The following is a 14,092-nucleotide window of genomic DNA, read 5'->3' as shown; positions in this document are numbered from 1 at the left end:
CACTTTTAGCGGCCGCGTCAATGCTGGCCTGAGCGGATGCGGCCACATCGGAGCCGTGAGAATCGGGACTATGAGCTATACTGTTGCGCTGACCGGCGGTATCGGCAGCGGGAAAACCACTATCGCTAACGCCTTCGCGGCCAGAGGCGTGGATATCGTTGACGCCGATATTATTGCCCGTCAGGTCGTGGAGCCCGGTCAACCCGCGCTGAAAGCGATACAAGAGCGGTTCGGTGCGGCGGTCATTCGCCCGGACGGCTCGTTAGATCGCGCCTCGCTGCGTCATCGGATTTTCAGTTCCGCGCAGGAAAAAGCCTGGTTGAACGCCCTTCTGCATCCGCTGATCCATAGTGAGACCCGTCGCCAGCTGGCGTTAACCCGCTCCGTCTGGTGCCTGTGGGTCGTTCCTTTGCTGGTTGAAAACAATCTGCAACAGCTGGCCGATCGGGTGCTGGTTGTGGATGTCGATCGCGAAACGCAGCTGGCGCGTACCATGAGCAGAGACCACATCAGCCGTGAACAGGCTGAACATATTTTGGCTGCGCAGGCCACGCGTGAAGCGCGACTTGCCGTAGCCGACGACATTATCGATAACGGCGGCACACCTGATGATGTGGCCGCCAAAGTTGCCCGGCTGGATCAGCGCTATCGCCAGCTTGCCGGAGCAACAGATCAGGATTAAAGCATGAGCACAACGGTTTTATTTGAGTACCCATTAAATGAAAAAATGCGGACCTGGCTGCGCATTGAATTTTTGATGAATCAGCTGGACAGCAGCCGCACCATCGTCGATTCAGTCAGCGCGCTAACTTTTTTCCGCAATGCGGCCGAGCTGCTGGATGTATTTGAACGCGGCGAACTGCGTACCGAAATTGTCAAAGAGCTGGATAAGCAGCAGCAGAAGCTGCGCTCCTGGGCGGAAGTGCCGGGCGTGGATATGGATCTGGTGCATAAGCTGCACGACAGTCTGAAAACGCGTTCGACTGCGCTGATGGCCGCTCCGCGTATGGGACAGATGATGCGTGAAGATCGGTTGATCGGACTGGTGCGTCAGCGCTTAAGTATTCCCGGCGGCTGCTGCAGTTTCGACCTGCCTACGCTGCATATCTGGCTGCATATAGAACAGGAGAAACGGGACAGTCAGGTTGCGCTGTGGATGAACTCGCTGGCGCCTATCCGCGACGCGCTGACGCTGATTTTGGACTTAATTCGCCAGTCGGGCGCTTTTCGCCATCAGACCAGCCTGAACGGATTTTATCAGGACAATGCGGAAGGCGCCGATCTGCTGCGCCTGCAGCTGATGCTGGAGGACTCGCTTTATCCGCAGGTTTCCGGCCATAAAAGCCGCTATGCTATCCGCTTTCTGCCGCTCGACAGCGAGCACGGCGAGGTGCCGGCGCGCCTCGATTTTCAACTTGCCTGCTGCTGAGGTAATGATCAATGAATGAAGTCATCACCGTAAACTGTCCAACCTGTGATAAAGAGGTTATCTGGGATGAGCTGAGCCCCTGGCGGCCCTTCTGCAGCAAGCGCTGCCAGCTGATCGATTTGGGCGAATGGGCTAACGAAGAGAAACGTATTCCCAGCGAGGGCGATCTTTCCGACAGCGATGAATGGAGCGAAGAACCGAAAGATCGCTACTGAAAGCCTACTACCAGGAAGATGACCGCTGGCTGAATATGGCCCTTTTCAGCCAGCAGCGAGGCAATATCGTCTACGTTGACCCGCTCTGAAGACGAACAATATCGCCTGTATCAGCCCCGGCCTGCAGATGAGAAATATCGCTCAAATTAGCCTGTGTCTGCAGGCAACGATATTGCCTGAATCAGCACGGCCTGCACACGAGAAATATCGCTCAAATTAGCCCGGTTTGCAGGCAACGATATCGTCTGAATTAGCACGGCCTGCGAGCGATATCGCCTGAATCCACCCAAGCCTACGGGCAACGATCGCGTCTAAATCAGTCCGGCCTGCAGGCGAGCGATCAGTTCTGCATTGGCGGGAGGAAATTCTTGCGCCACCAGCGCCTGCTGCGCGACCCAACGTTGCGGCTGCCCTTCACGTCCCCACGGTTCGCCCTGCCAGGCCTCTACCAGAAAGAAATGCAGCGTGACCTGTAGCTCGCTGTCCGTATGGCTGGCCATACCGCAGGCCGATGCGCTCAGCGGAGTGATGCCCGTTTCTTCCTGTAGCTCGCGCTTCAGCGCCTGTTCCGGCGTTTCGCCTGCTTCGATTTTCCCGCCGGGAAATTCCCATCGGTTAGCCATATGGGATTTAGCGGAGCGCTGGGTTAGAAATATTCTTTTCTGCCCGTCACGAATGATGCCTACTGCCACCTGCAAATGCTTCATAACTGTTCTCTGGATTGCCTGAAGTACGCCGCCACTATTCCAGCGTTGCGGCACAATCGCAAGCCCGATTGTAAACTGCGATCCGTTACGAAAATCAGCTATGTAACAGCATGAAAATGGCCGAAGGCCGGTACGGCAGTAAAAACAAAGCGTAGAATTTCGTTCCAGGGAAGCCCGTCTTAAGCAAAGCAGACAGGCACGGCGACGTCTGCCGACTCACGGATAAGAGGAGAGAAATATGCGCCGCATCTTTAGCCTTCAGGTAAACATGCTCATGCTGCCAGCGCTACTGGCAGTGACAACAATCGTTATAGCGCAGCTGCCTCTGAGGCTGTGGCTGCCGGCGCTGCTGCTAAGCTGGACGTTATTAGCACTGGCAGTCGTGGATTATCGCCTGTTTCTGCTGCCGGATATGCTGACGCTGCCGCTGCTCTGGCTTGGACTGCTTGCCAGCACGATCGGATTGCTGCCGGGCCTGACGCCGGAGCAGGCCGTTTATGGCGCAGCGGCGGGTTACAGCACGCTTTGGCTGCTCTCGCGCGGCTATTGGCTGCTGAGAAACAAAGAGGGGCTGGGGCTGGGCGATGCCAAATTACTGGCGGCGCTGGGCGCCTGGACGGGCCTGGAGCGGCTGCCCTGGATCGTGCTGCTGGCGACGCTTATCACCTCAGCCGCACTGTTTGCCGCGTGGCTGATGTTCAGGCATCCGCTTAATGCGCCTTTCCCTTTTGGGCCTGCGCTGGCCTTTGCAGGCTGGACGATATTTCTCTGGCTCTATGGATAACGGCCAGGAGGCCGGCCCTGACGTGGCAAAGACTATAACTGGCATAACACGGCCTCGCTTTGGCAAAGACTATAACTGACGCAAGGCGAGCTGGCTTTAGTAAAAATTATGTGGCTGTGGCTGTGGCTGTGGCTGTGGCTGTGGCTGTGGCTGTGGCTGTGGCTGTGGCTGTGGCTGTGGCTGTGGCTGTGGCTGTGGCTGTGGCTGTGGCTGTGGCTGTGGCTGTGGCTGTGGCTGTGGCTGTGGCTGTGGCTGTGGCTGTGGCTGTGGCTGTGGCTGTGGCTGTGGCTGTGCAAGAGCGTACTGGTTTGTCCTGTCTCTCCGCCATAAAAAAACCGGGGAATTCCCCGGTTTTTTAAAGCGTGGTCAGCAATACCCGTCAGGCCAGGCGGCCGTGACACTGCTTATATTTTTTTCCTGAGCCGCAAGGGCAAGGGTCGTTACGTCCGACTTTGCGCTCGCCGGTCTGCTCAGCCAGCGCCATTGCCGCTTCCGTTTCGGTATCCACATGGCTCAGCTGCTGCTGCTGCGCCAGACGCTCGGCTTCTTCACGACGCTGCTCTTCCATCGCTTCGACTTCTTCCGGCATCCGGACCTGCACCTTGCTCAGCGTGCTGATCACTTCATACTTCAGCGACTCCAGCATTGCGGCGAACATGGCGAAAGACTCGCGCTTGTACTCCTGCTTAGGATCCTTCTGCGCATAGCCACGCAGATGGATGCCCTGACGCAGATAGTCCATTGCAGCCAGATGCTCTTTCCACAGCGAATCCAGCGTTTGCAGCATCACGCCTTTTTCAAAGTTACGCATCATCTCAATGCCGACCACTTCTTCTTTACGCTGATACTGCTCTTTGGCCTGCGTCATAATACGTTCGCGCAGCGTCTCTTCATGCAGGTCAGGCTCTTTGTCCAGCCACTCTGCAATTGGCAGCTCCAGGTCGAAATCGTTTTTCAGACGTTCCTGCAGGCCTGGCACATCCCACATCTCTTCCAGCGACTGCGGTGGAATGTAGGTATCGATCGTGGTTTTAAACACGTCTTCACGGATGCTGGTGATAGTTTCCGATACGTCGGAAACGTCCAACAGCTCGTTACGCTGGGTGTAGATAGCGCGACGCTGATCGTTAGCCACGTCATCATATTCCAGCAGCTGCTTACGAATATCAAAGTTACGGCTTTCCACTTTGCGCTGTGCATTGGCAATAGCTTTGGTCACCCACGGATGCTCAATCGCTTCGCCCGGCTTCATGCCCAGTTTACGCATCATATTAGAGACGCGATCGGAGGCGAAAATACGCATCAGCGCATCTTCCATCGACAGATAGAAGCGTGAGGAGCCGTTATCGCCCTGACGACCGGAGCGGCCGCGCAGCTGGTTATCGATACGGCGTGATTCATGACGCTCGGTGCCGATGATATGCAGACCGCCGGAAGCCAGTACCGCATCGTGACGCACTTTCCAGGCGCTCTTGATCGCTTCGATCTGCTCAGGGGTTGGATCGGTCAGCGCGGCGATTTCCGCCTGCCAGCTGCCGCCCAGCACGATATCCGTACCGCGACCCGCCATGTTGGTTGCGATGGTAACCGCACCCGGCTGACCAGCCTGCGCCACGATATCCGCTTCACGGGCGTGGAACTTGGCGTTCAGCACCTCGTGTTTGATCCCGGCGCGAGTCAGCTCGGCTGACACCACTTCCGATTTCTCAATAGAGATCGTTCCCACCAGCACCGGCTGGCCGTTAGCGGTACGCTCGCGGATATCTTCAATGATCGCGTCGATCTTCTCTTTCTCGGTCATATAGACCAGATCCGGCAGATCTTTACGCACCATTGGGCGGTTGGTCGGCACGACAATCGTTTCCAGCTTGTAGATAGAGCTGAACTCAAAAGCCTCGGTATCTGCCGTACCGGTCATACCGGCCAGCTTGTCGTAAAGGCGGAAATAGTTCTGGAAGGTAATAGAAGCCAGCGTCTGGTTTTCGTTCTGGATCTCCACGCCTTCTTTCGCTTCTACCGCCTGATGCAGACCATCCGACCAGCGACGGCCCTGCATGGTACGACCAGTATGTTCATCGACGATAATCACTTCGCCGTCTTTCACGATATAGTCCACGTCGCGGGTAAAGAGCGCATGGGCGCGCAGCGCCGCCGTGACGTGGTGCATCATCATGATGTTGCCTGGCGAATAAAGCGACTCGCCCTCTTCCATGATGCCTTCGCTGACCAGCAGCTCTTCCACCTTCATCAGGCCGCGCTCGGTCAGATGCACCTGACGCCCTTTTTCATCCACGGAGAAGTCGCCTTCGCCCTGGAAGGTGTCGGAGTCTTCTTTGTCCTGACGGATCAGGTGAGGGATGATTTTGTTAACTTTGATATAGAGTTCGGAGCTGTCTTCCGCCGGGCCGGAGATAATCAGCGGCGTACGCGCTTCATCGATCAGGATGGAGTCGACCTCATCTACCAGCGCATAGTTGAGCTTGCGCTGTACGCGATCCTCAGGGCTGAACGCCATGTTATCGCGCAGATAGTCAAAGCCATATTCGTTGTTGGTGCCGTAGGTAATATCGGCAGCGTAGGCTTCACGTTTGGCCGGAGCAGGCATTCCCGGCAGGTTGATGCCGATGCTTAGTCCCAGGAACTCGAACAGCGCGCGGTTGTTTTCCGCATCACGCTGCGCCAGATAGTCGTTGACCGTGACGACGTGCACGCCTTTGCCGCTAAGGGCGTTCAGGTAAGCAGGCAGCGTAGCGGTCAGGGTTTTACCTTCACCGGTACGCATTTCCGCGATGCAGCGATCGTTCAGTACCATGCCGCCCAGCAGCTGCACGTCAAAGTGACGCATGTTAAAGACGCGCTTGCTGGCCTCACGTACGGTCGCAAAGGCTTCCGGGATCAGGTTTTCCAGCACTTCGCCTTTTTCCAGACGCGCGCGGAACTCGGCGGTCTTCGCCTTCAGCTCATCATCGGACAGCTTCTCAAAGTCCGGTTCCATCTTGTTGATCTGCTCAACCACTTTGCGCATACGGCGCAGCGTACGGTCGTTACTGCTACCAAAAACCTTGGTTAATAATTTGATTAACATAAACAATATTCTCTCAGCCACTGCTTCTACAGCGCATCACTAAACTTTTAATGGGGGAACTATAGTCGATTTATGCGAGAGAGACAGGCCCGGCGCGAATGCCCTGCACGCTGGCCAGCCACAGGCCGGTCTGATAGCGAGGCGCGTCGGTTGTTTGCTGCGGCGTGGTCTGGCGAACAATCGCGGGCGGTCTGGCTTCATGCGTGAGTAGCGCATTCAGCGTGTCCAGCAGCGCCAGCCGATGCACCTCAAGCGGCGTGGCCTGCTCAATAACGGCAGCGGGCGTCAGCGTAAAAGAGAGATGGCGAATAACGGTGCGGATGGCGTGTTGATGCCAGTAATCCACATTAAAGCTGGCGCGACGCGCGTTCAACAACGCAAGGCTGTCGAAGCGCACGCTATTATTGATATTCAGGCTTCTGGAAGCAGTTTCTGGTAAGGTATCACCTGAGGCGTGAGGCAGACCAAAGCTCGCCGCGACCATCCCCAACAGGAGATGCGGCCAGAAGTAACGTCTGCCAAATTGTCGCCAACAATTAAGAATACCCACTGTTTTCCGCCGGAGCCTGCTATGCGCGATAGTCGCCCGCAATCAATTGAAAGTTTTTTCGAAGCTGCCGAAGGCCAGAGTATGCTGCAATCCATTCAGCAACGCGCTATTGCGCTGAATAAGCTGAACCGTGCGTTGCAGGGTATTATCCCGGCTCAGCTGCATCCCTGGTGCCGCGTGGCGAATTTTCGCCAGGGCGTTCTGGTGCTTGAAACCGCTAATGCCAGCTGGATGATGCGCTTACGCTATGAACAATCCAGCCTGCTGTCAGCTTTACGAGCGCAAATATTACCATCATTGACGTCAATCGACATCAGGATAAATCCAACGATGGCGGCAAAAGCTCAGGAAAACGCGCAGGAAAACAGCGTTCGGCCAGCAAAAGAGAATAATCTGGGGCGTCAGCTTAGCGAAGAGAGTGCGGAAATTTTACGGGGAGTCGCGAGCCGTAGCCCGGAAAAACTAAAGAAAACATTAGAACGACTGGCCTTGCTGGCCGGAGAGAGTACCCGCTCAACCAGTCGTCATAAATAGTGCTTAAGCCAGCACCAGGTTTGGCGCACGGAAGGTCACCGGCAGCTCGGCTTCGTCTTCAAACGTTGCCCATTCCCAGGCTTCCTGCTTCGCCAGCACGGCCTGCAGCAGCTTGTTGTTCAGCGCGTGACCACCTTTGAACGCGGTAAACGCGCCAATGATGTTGTGTCCGCACATAAACAGGTCGCCGATCGCATCCAGCATTTTGTGACGCACGAACTCGTCCTCAAAACGCAGGCCGTCTTCGTTCAGCACGCGATAGTCGTCCACCACGATGGCGCAGTCGAAGCTGCCGCCCAGGCAAAGACCGCGAGACTGTAACGCCTCGATGTCGCGCATAAAGCCGAACGTACGGGCACGGCTGATTTGACGCGCAAAGGCTTCAGCGGAAAAATCCATGCTGTAGCGCTGTGAGCTGGCGTCGATAGCCGGGTGCTTAAAGTCGATGGTGAAATCGAGCTTAAAGCCGTTGTGCGGGACCAGTTCGGCCCATTTGTCGCCGTCTTCAACCCGGACAGGCTGTTTGATGCGCACAAATTTTTTCGCGCAGTTCAGCTCCTGAATACCCGCGTCCATCAGCAGATAAATAAAGGGCGCCGCGCTGCCATCCATAATAGGGATTTCAGGCGCGTTAACTTCCACCACGATATTATCAATGCCGAGGCCGGCAAGGGCCGCATTCAGGTGCTCGACCGTGGAAATACGCACGTCATGCTCGTTGACCAGACAGGTACAGAGCATGGTATCACGCACGGATTTGGCATCAGCCGGGAAATCAACCGGTGGATTCAAGTCAGTGCGACGATAGATGACCCCGGTGTTAGCCGGCGCAGGGCGTAGCGTCAGAGTGACTTTCTTGCCGGTATGCAAACCGACGCCAGTCGCCTGAACAATACGTTTTAATGTCCGTTGTTTGATCATCGCATTATCTCGCAAAATTACTCATCCGACCGCCAGTATAAATCACTGACGGGCGAACACTTTAACACAAAGAGCGGAGAACCCCAACCTTCAGGGAATTCTTAGTCCGCCTGCTTACGCAGGAAGGCCGGAATATCCAGATAGTCAGGCTCTTTGTTAGTTTGCGTGCCGGGCTCGTTGACCACCTTCGCCGCAGGCTTTTGTTCCTGAGGCAGCGGCGCCATACCGTGCTGCTGATAACGATGATCCATAACAGGCTGAGTCTGTGCCTGCTTGTTGGTCACCAGCGTGATTTCCGGACGTTTGTCCATGCCGATGCCGGTTGCGACCACGGTCACACGCAGCTCGTCGTTCATTTCCGGATCCAGCGAGGTCCCGATAACCACGGTCGCGTTGTCGGAAGCGAAGGCGCGGATAGTGTTACCCACGGTTTCAAATTCATCCAGACGCAGGTCGAAACCAGCCGTGATGTTGACCAGTACGCCGCGCGCGCCGGAAAGGTCGATATCTTCCAGCAGCGGGCTGGAGATCGCCATTTCGGCCGCTTCTTCCGCACGGTCTTCGCCGCACGCCACGCCGGAGCCCATCATCGCATAGCCCATTTCGGACATCACGGTGCGCACGTCGGCAAAGTCGACGTTCATCAGACCCGGACGGGTAATCAGTTCGGCAATGCCCTGCACCGCGCCTTTCAGCACGTCGTTAGCCGCGCCGAACGCGTCCAGCAGAGAAATACCGCGACCCAGCACTTTCAGCAGCTTGTCGTTTGGAATAGTAATCAGAGAATCGACATGCTTGGAGAGCTCGGCAATACCCTGCTCCGCGAAAGCCATACGCTTCTTGCCTTCAAAATTGAAAGGCTTGGTCACGACGGCCACGGTCAGGATACCTAAATCTTTGGCTACTTCGGCCACGACCGGCGCCGCGCCGGTACCGGTGCCGCCGCCCATACCTGCGGCGATAAACACCATGTCCGCGCCTTCCAGCGCCTGACGTAATGCTTCACGATCTTCTTCCGCTGAATTGCGTCCTACTTCCGGGTTTGCCCCGGCACCCAGACCCTTGGTAATCCCGTTACCGATTTGGATGGTCTGGCCTACTGCCGTTTTGCGCAACGCCTGAGCGTCGGTGTTAACGGCAAAGAATTCTACGCCTTCGATGCGCTCACGCACCATATGCTCTACGGCGTTACCGCCGCCGCCGCCGACGCCGATGACTTTAATCACCGCGTCATTGGTTAATTCCATAGGTTCAAACATAATTTCTCTCCGTTATGTGCCTGTCGCCTGGAGATCATAAAATAAGCCTAGCATGATCTCCTTTTCTCTAAATTAAAACTCTTTTTTCAGCCAGCTGTTGATTCGCTTGAACCAGTTGCCCACTGACGCTCTTTTTTCCACATCCGCCTCACCGTTAAGATGAGACTCTTTTCCGTAGTGCAGCAGCCCGACAGCCGTCGAGTAGTAAGGCTCCTGCGCATAATCTGTTAAGCCGGTGATATTCAGCGGCTGGCCGATGCGTACCTGCGTATGAAACACGCGCTGCGCGCAGGCCGCCAGGCCTTCAATCTGCGCTGCGCCGCCGGTCAGGACGATGCCTGCGGCCAGGTGATGCTTGACGCCCTGCTGACGCAGCTGCTCCTGCAGCTGTAAAATCTCGTCGTTGACCAGGTTCAGCAGCTCGGTATAGCGCGGCTCAATGACCTCTGCCAGCGTCTGGCGCTGCAGGCTGCGCGGCGGCCGACCGCCCACGCTCGGCACCTCGACGTTTTCGTCTTTGCCGACGATGGAGCCGAGCGCGCAGCCGTGACGCACTTTAATGGCTTCCGCATCGGTCGGCGGCGTGCCGAACGCATAGGCGATGTCGCTGGTGACCACGTTGCCCGCATACGGGATAACCTTGGTGTGGCGCAGCGCCCCGCCAGTATAGACCGCGATATCCATTGTGCCGCCGCCGACGTCCACAACGCAAACGCCCAGCTCGCGTTCATCTTCGGTCAGCACGGCGAAACTGGAGGCCAGACCGGCGAAAATCAGTTGGTCAACTTTCAGGCCGCATCGTTCAACCGCTTTAACGATGTTTTTCGCCATATCGTTATGGCAGGTGATCAAATGGACTTTCGCCTGCATACGCACGCCCGATAAGCCTACCGGATTTTTGATCCCTTCCTGATAATCGATCGCATATTCTTGCGGAATAACGTGCAAAATCCGGTGTTCGTCACGAACACGCACGGATTTCGCGGTGTGCACCACGTTTTCCACATCTTCCTGGGTCACTTCCTCTTCTGAAATAGGAACCATCCCTATTTCGTTCTGACAGCTGATGTGTTTTCCGGACAGCGCCAGATAAACCGACGAAATCTGGCAGTCCGCCATCAGTTCGGCCTGGTCAATTGCACGCTGTACGCACTTGACGACCGACTCCAGGTCGTTGACGCCGCCTTTATCCATGCCGCGAGAAGGACAGCTACCCACCCCGATGATATTGACCATACCATCGGGCAAAACTTCCCCTACCAAAGCGGCGACCTTCGCGGTGCCGATTTCCAGTCCAACTACCAGTTTTCTGTCCGTCGCCTTGATCATTGTTGTTTAACCTGTGCCTGATTCTGTTGCTTATTACCGTCAGTGGTCTGAATAAGTGGCGGTGCCCAGCCTACTGCCGCGCCAGAGTCGTATCGCAGGTCCACATAACCGATCCGCTTATTTTCCGCTTGCGCCTGCTGCTGGAGCGTCGGCCAGAGCTGAATGAAGCGTTTCAGCCGCTTCATATCCTCGTTGCGTCCCAGTTCCAGACGCGTATCGTCATCCAGCACCAGCTGCCATGAACGCCGCGCCGTCATTGACGCCGCCTTCAGCTTAAATTTTCCGGCGGCCAGCATAGCGTCCATCTGATGGTAGCCTGCCAGCACTTCGGATTCGCTGCCTTCCGGCCCGTAAAGCATCACCATCTTCTCTTTGCCGAGGTGATTAGCCGGCACGCTGAACGATTTTCCCGTTGCATCAACCAGATGCAGGTCATTCCAGCGGGCAACGGGCACATATTCAACCAGATGAATCTTTAATTCGTCCGGCCACTGCTTACGCACGCTGACCTGTTGGATCCAGGGCAGCCGTTCGATCTGCTGCTGGATAACATCCACGTCCTGCGACATAAAAGTGCCAGGCTCGCCCAGCGACAGGATAGCCTGACGAATATCGTCGTTGGTGGTGTAGTGCATTTGCCCCGTCACCACCAGCCTCGACAGCGGCAGCCGGGACGCGTCGTTCATCCAGCGTACCACTACGTAACCGCCTGCCGACATCACGCCAAGCACTATCAACAGGAAAAGAATGCCGGCCAGCCGCGAGCCGTTGCTGCGGCCGGTGCGCGCTTTTTCCTGCGCCTCGCGATTGCGAACATTCAGAGCAGCCTGGGACATATCAGTCCGCCAGTTCCAGAATGCGGGCTACCAGCTGCGAAAAGCTCATGCCGGCCTGCTTAGCGGCCATCGGCACCAGGCTGTGGCTGGTCATGCCGGGCGAGGTATTCACCTCCAGCAGGTAAAACTGGCCGTCGCCGCCCATCATCAGATCGACGCGTCCCCAGCCGCTACAGCCCAGCGCGCGCCACGCTTTAATCACGATCTCGCTCAGTTCCGCTTCCCGCTCGGCCGATAAACCGCTTGGACAGAAGTACTGCGTTTCGTCAGAAAAGTATTTTGCTTCATAGTCATAGAACTCCGAAGCCACCTGAATACGAATGGAAGGCAGAATATCGTCGCCGATCACCGCTACGGTGTATTCCGGGCCGCTCAGAAACGCCTCTACCAGCACGTCGTCGTCGTGACGGAAAGCCTCGGTCAGCGCAGCCTGAAGCGAGTCAGCGTCGTTAACGCGGCTGATGCCGACGCTGGAGCCTTCGCTGCTGGGCTTAACGAAAACCGGCAGGCCCAGCGCTGCGATACGGGCGCGGATCTCGTCGTTAAGCCCGGCGTCCATCTCTTTACGGGTAATCGCCACGTAAGGCGATACCGGCAGGCCGCACCCCTGCCACAGGCATTTGGTGCGCAGCTTGTCCATGGTAATGGCGGAAGCCATCACGCCGCTGCCGGTATAGGGAATAGCCAGAAACTCCAGCAGCCCCTGCAGGGTGCCGTCTTCGCCGCCGCGACCGTGCAGCGCGATAAAAGCTTTATCGAAGCCTTCTTCTTTCAGGCGCGTTACCGGAAAATCACGGATATCGACGGCATGCGCGTCGATGCCCGCCTCAAGCAGTCCGCTCACCACGGCGTTGCCCGACATCAGGGAAACGTCGCGTTCCGCAGAAGTGCCACCCAGCAATACCGCTACTTTCTCAGCCATGATGTTTACCTTCTTTCTGCGGTTGTAACTTATTTTCAGCAAGCGTGCGGGCAATACGGCCAACGTTGCCCGCGCCCTGCACCAGAATTAAATCGTTGCCGGACAGCTTCGGCGCCAGCATTTCCAGCACGGCGTCATGGTCCGACACCAGAATAGGATCGACTTTGCCGCGCCCACGGATGGTGCGGCACAGCGAGCGACTGTCGGCACCGGGGATCGGCGTTTCGCCAGCGGAGTAAACGTCCAGCATCAGCAGCACATCCACCTGAGACAGCACGTTCGCGAAATCGTCATAGAGATCGCGGGTGCGCGTATAGCGATGCGGCTGGAAGATCATCACCAGCTGCTTGTCCGGCCAGCCCGCACGGGCCGCTTTGATCGTGGCGTCAACTTCCGTGGGATGATGGCCATAATCGTCAACCAGCATCGCGGTGCCCTGCACGCCGTTCACTTCCTGTAGCGGATACTCGCCCAGGAAATCGAAGCGACGACCGGTGCCCTGGAAGCTTTCCAGCGCGCTCAGGATTTCTGCATCGTCAATGCCCTCTTCCGTCGCGACGGCTACCGCGGCGGCGGCGTTCAGCGCATTGTGGCGGCCAGGCGCGTTCAGCGTCACCTGCATCAGCGGCTTATCGTGGCGGGCCAGCGTGAAGTGGCCCTGCGCGCCGTGCTGCTCGTAGCTGGCGATACGCACGTCGGCATCTTCGCTAAAGCCGTAAGTGGTGATCTGGCGGCCTACGCGCGGGATCAGATCGCGGATCACCGCGTCATCCACGCAGAGCACCGCGCGGCCATAGAACGGCAGGTTGTGCAGGAAATTGATAAAGGTCTGCTTCAGGTTCTCAAAATCGCCCTGATAGGTATCCATGTGGTCAGCTTCGATATTAGTGACGATAGCCACCATCGGCTGAAGGTGCAGGAAGGACGCATCGCTTTCATCCGCTTCCGCAATCAGATAGCGGCTGCTGCCCAGACGCGCATGGGTGCCGGCCGCTTTGACCAGGCCACCGTTAACGAAGGTCGGATCCAGGCCGCCTTCCGCATAAATGCTGGATACCATGGCCGTGGTCGTGGTTTTTCCGTGCGTCCCGGCGACGGCGATGCCGTGACGGAAGCGCATCAGCTCGGCCAGCATTTCCGCCCGACGGATCACCGGAATGCGGGCTTCACGCGCCGCGATAAGTTCCGGGTTATCCTGCGACACCGCGGTGGATACCACCACCACGCTGGCATCGCTGACATTTTCAGGACGATGGTTAAAATAGATGGCCGCTCCCAGCGCGCTCAAATGCTGCGTGACCGCATTCGGCGCCAGATCGGAACCGCTGATTTCATAGCCTTCGTTGGCCAACACTTCGGCAATACCGCCCATGCCGGCACCACCGATGCCAACAAAGTGAATGTGCCGGACGCGACGCATCTCGGGCACGATAGAACGCAGTTTTGCCAGTTGTTGTGTATTCATCTCTTTCTGCCTGTCGGTACCTGCTGGCACCCTGTTCCGGGACAAGTCTCGTCCTG

15 protein-coding genes are annotated in these 14,092 nt (G+C 56.9%); 6 read left to right on the top strand and 9 right to left on the bottom strand.

Annotation, left to right across the window (positions count from 1 at the left end):
* Positions 1-70 precede the first annotated feature (70 nt).
* The 3 genes from coaE to yacG are packed head-to-tail and all read left to right on the top strand — an operon-like array spanning position 71 to position 1,644.
* A complete protein-coding gene (coaE, locus tag ACVWZ0_RS04940; protein WP_253455269.1) occupies positions 71-682 on the top strand; it encodes a dephospho-CoA kinase in 612 nt (203 codons plus the stop codon).
* 3 nt (positions 683-685) lie between these two features.
* Positions 686-1,429, top strand: coding sequence for a cell division protein ZapD (gene zapD, locus ACVWZ0_RS04935; protein WP_125289008.1), 744 nt, complete (start codon positions 686-688; stop codon positions 1,427-1,429).
* A gap of 11 nt (positions 1,430-1,440) precedes the next feature.
* Positions 1,441-1,644 carry a DNA gyrase inhibitor YacG gene (yacG, locus tag ACVWZ0_RS04930; protein ID WP_253455270.1) on the top strand — a complete coding sequence of 68 codons (204 nt, stop codon included), beginning with the start codon at positions 1,441-1,443 and terminating at the stop codon, positions 1,642-1,644.
* Positions 1,645-1,955: 311 nt separating this feature from the next.
* Here yacG and mutT read toward each other — a convergent pair whose 3' ends face one another.
* On the bottom strand, positions 1,956-2,351 hold the full coding sequence (mutT, locus tag ACVWZ0_RS04925) for an 8-oxo-dGTP diphosphatase MutT (RefSeq protein WP_253455271.1): 396 nt from the start codon (positions 2,349-2,351) through the stop codon (positions 1,956-1,958).
* 238 nt (positions 2,352-2,589) lie between these two features.
* Between mutT and ACVWZ0_RS04920 the strand changes: the two genes are divergently transcribed.
* Together ACVWZ0_RS04920 and ACVWZ0_RS04915 are read left to right on the top strand one after the other, a co-directional pair.
* Entirely contained in the window at positions 2,590-3,135 is a 546-nt protein-coding gene (locus tag ACVWZ0_RS04920; RefSeq protein ID WP_253455272.1) for a prepilin peptidase, read from the top strand.
* A 108-nt stretch (positions 3,136-3,243) separates the two neighbouring features.
* Entirely contained in the window at positions 3,244-3,465 is a 222-nt protein-coding gene (locus ACVWZ0_RS04915) for a hypothetical protein (RefSeq protein WP_253455273.1), read from the top strand.
* A gap of 49 nt (positions 3,466-3,514) precedes the next feature.
* Here ACVWZ0_RS04915 and secA read toward each other — a convergent pair whose 3' ends face one another.
* Positions 3,515-6,220, bottom strand: coding sequence for a preprotein translocase subunit SecA (gene secA, locus ACVWZ0_RS04910; protein WP_253455274.1), 2,706 nt, complete (start codon positions 6,218-6,220; stop codon positions 3,515-3,517).
* A 70-nt stretch (positions 6,221-6,290) separates the two neighbouring features.
* Entirely contained in the window at positions 6,291-6,770 is a 480-nt protein-coding gene (gene secM, locus ACVWZ0_RS04905; protein WP_253455275.1) for a secA translation cis-regulator SecM, read from the bottom strand.
* A 21-nt stretch (positions 6,771-6,791) separates the two neighbouring features.
* On the opposite strand from secM, the gene ACVWZ0_RS04900 reads away from it, so the two are divergent.
* Complete coding sequence (locus ACVWZ0_RS04900) at positions 6,792-7,304, top strand: DUF721 domain-containing protein (RefSeq protein WP_125289002.1); 513 nt, start codon at positions 6,792-6,794, stop codon at positions 7,302-7,304.
* 3 nt (positions 7,305-7,307) lie between these two features.
* On the opposite strand, the gene lpxC is transcribed toward ACVWZ0_RS04900, so the two are convergent.
* The 6 genes from lpxC to murC all read right to left on the bottom strand — a co-directional run bounded on the left by lpxC (position 7,308) and on the right by murC (position 14,036).
* Positions 7,308-8,225 carry a UDP-3-O-acyl-N-acetylglucosamine deacetylase gene (gene lpxC / locus ACVWZ0_RS04895; RefSeq protein ID WP_125289001.1) on the bottom strand — a complete coding sequence of 306 codons (918 nt, stop codon included), beginning with the start codon at positions 8,223-8,225 and terminating at the stop codon, positions 7,308-7,310.
* A gap of 101 nt (positions 8,226-8,326) precedes the next feature.
* The gene (gene ftsZ / locus ACVWZ0_RS04890; protein ID WP_125289000.1) at positions 8,327-9,484 is read right to left on the bottom strand and encodes a cell division protein FtsZ; all 1,158 of its coding nucleotides are present in this window, start codon (positions 9,482-9,484) and stop codon (positions 8,327-8,329) included.
* Between the two features lie 72 nt (positions 9,485-9,556).
* The gene (gene ftsA / locus ACVWZ0_RS04885) at positions 9,557-10,813 is read right to left on the bottom strand and encodes a cell division protein FtsA (RefSeq protein ID WP_125288999.1); all 1,257 of its coding nucleotides are present in this window, start codon (positions 10,811-10,813) and stop codon (positions 9,557-9,559) included.
* Positions 10,810-11,649 (bottom strand): cell division protein FtsQ, encoded by an 840-nt coding sequence (gene ftsQ, locus ACVWZ0_RS04880; protein ID WP_253455276.1) that lies wholly within the window; start codon positions 11,647-11,649, stop codon positions 10,810-10,812. The genes ftsA and ftsQ overlap by 4 nt, the downstream gene beginning before the upstream one ends.
* Position 11,650: 1 nt before the next feature.
* Positions 11,651-12,571 carry a D-alanine--D-alanine ligase gene (locus ACVWZ0_RS04875; RefSeq protein ID WP_253455277.1) on the bottom strand — a complete coding sequence of 307 codons (921 nt, stop codon included), beginning with the start codon at positions 12,569-12,571 and terminating at the stop codon, positions 11,651-11,653.
* Complete coding sequence (gene murC / locus ACVWZ0_RS04870; protein WP_253455278.1) at positions 12,564-14,036, bottom strand: UDP-N-acetylmuramate--L-alanine ligase; 1,473 nt, start codon at positions 14,034-14,036, stop codon at positions 12,564-12,566. Before murC ends, ACVWZ0_RS04875 begins: the two co-directional genes overlap by 8 nt.
* Positions 14,037-14,092: the final 56 nt, after the last annotated feature.

The sequence above is a fragment of the Erwinia sp. TECH1 genome (genome assembly GCF_054057575.1).
This window is presented reverse-complemented; position numbering and strand designations above follow the sequence as displayed.

What these genes read in the sequence shown, in the direction of transcription:
- coaE (WP_253455269.1), top strand. Translation starts at nt 71, where the DNA reads ATGAGCTATACTGTTGCGCTGACCGGCGGTATCGGCAGCGGGAAAACC.
- zapD (WP_125289008.1), top strand. Translation starts at nt 686, where the DNA reads ATGAGCACAACGGTTTTATTTGAGTACCCATTAAATGAAAAAATGCGG.
- yacG (WP_253455270.1), top strand. Translation starts at nt 1,441, where the DNA reads ATGAATGAAGTCATCACCGTAAACTGTCCAACCTGTGATAAAGAGGTT.
- mutT (WP_253455271.1), bottom strand. Translation starts at nt 2,351, where the DNA reads ATGAAGCATTTGCAGGTGGCAGTAGGCATCATTCGTGACGGGCAGAAA.
- ACVWZ0_RS04920 (WP_253455272.1), top strand. Translation starts at nt 2,590, where the DNA reads ATGCGCCGCATCTTTAGCCTTCAGGTAAACATGCTCATGCTGCCAGCG.
- ACVWZ0_RS04915 (WP_253455273.1), top strand. Translation starts at nt 3,244, where the DNA reads ATGTGGCTGTGGCTGTGGCTGTGGCTGTGGCTGTGGCTGTGGCTGTGG.
- secA (WP_253455274.1), bottom strand. Translation starts at nt 6,220, where the DNA reads ATGTTAATCAAATTATTAACCAAGGTTTTTGGTAGCAGTAACGACCGT.
- ACVWZ0_RS04900 (WP_125289002.1), top strand. Translation starts at nt 6,792, where the DNA reads ATGCGCGATAGTCGCCCGCAATCAATTGAAAGTTTTTTCGAAGCTGCC.
- lpxC (WP_125289001.1), bottom strand. Translation starts at nt 8,225, where the DNA reads ATGATCAAACAACGGACATTAAAACGTATTGTTCAGGCGACTGGCGTC.
- ftsZ (WP_125289000.1), bottom strand. Translation starts at nt 9,484, where the DNA reads ATGTTTGAACCTATGGAATTAACCAATGACGCGGTGATTAAAGTCATC.
- ftsA (WP_125288999.1), bottom strand. Translation starts at nt 10,813, where the DNA reads ATGATCAAGGCGACGGACAGAAAACTGGTAGTTGGACTGGAAATCGGC.
- ftsQ (WP_253455276.1), bottom strand. Translation starts at nt 11,649, where the DNA reads ATGTCCCAGGCTGCTCTGAATGTTCGCAATCGCGAGGCGCAGGAAAAA.
- ACVWZ0_RS04875 (WP_253455277.1), bottom strand. Translation starts at nt 12,571, where the DNA reads ATGGCTGAGAAAGTAGCGGTATTGCTGGGTGGCACTTCTGCGGAACGC.
- murC (WP_253455278.1), bottom strand. Translation starts at nt 14,036, where the DNA reads ATGAATACACAACAACTGGCAAAACTGCGTTCTATCGTGCCCGAGATG.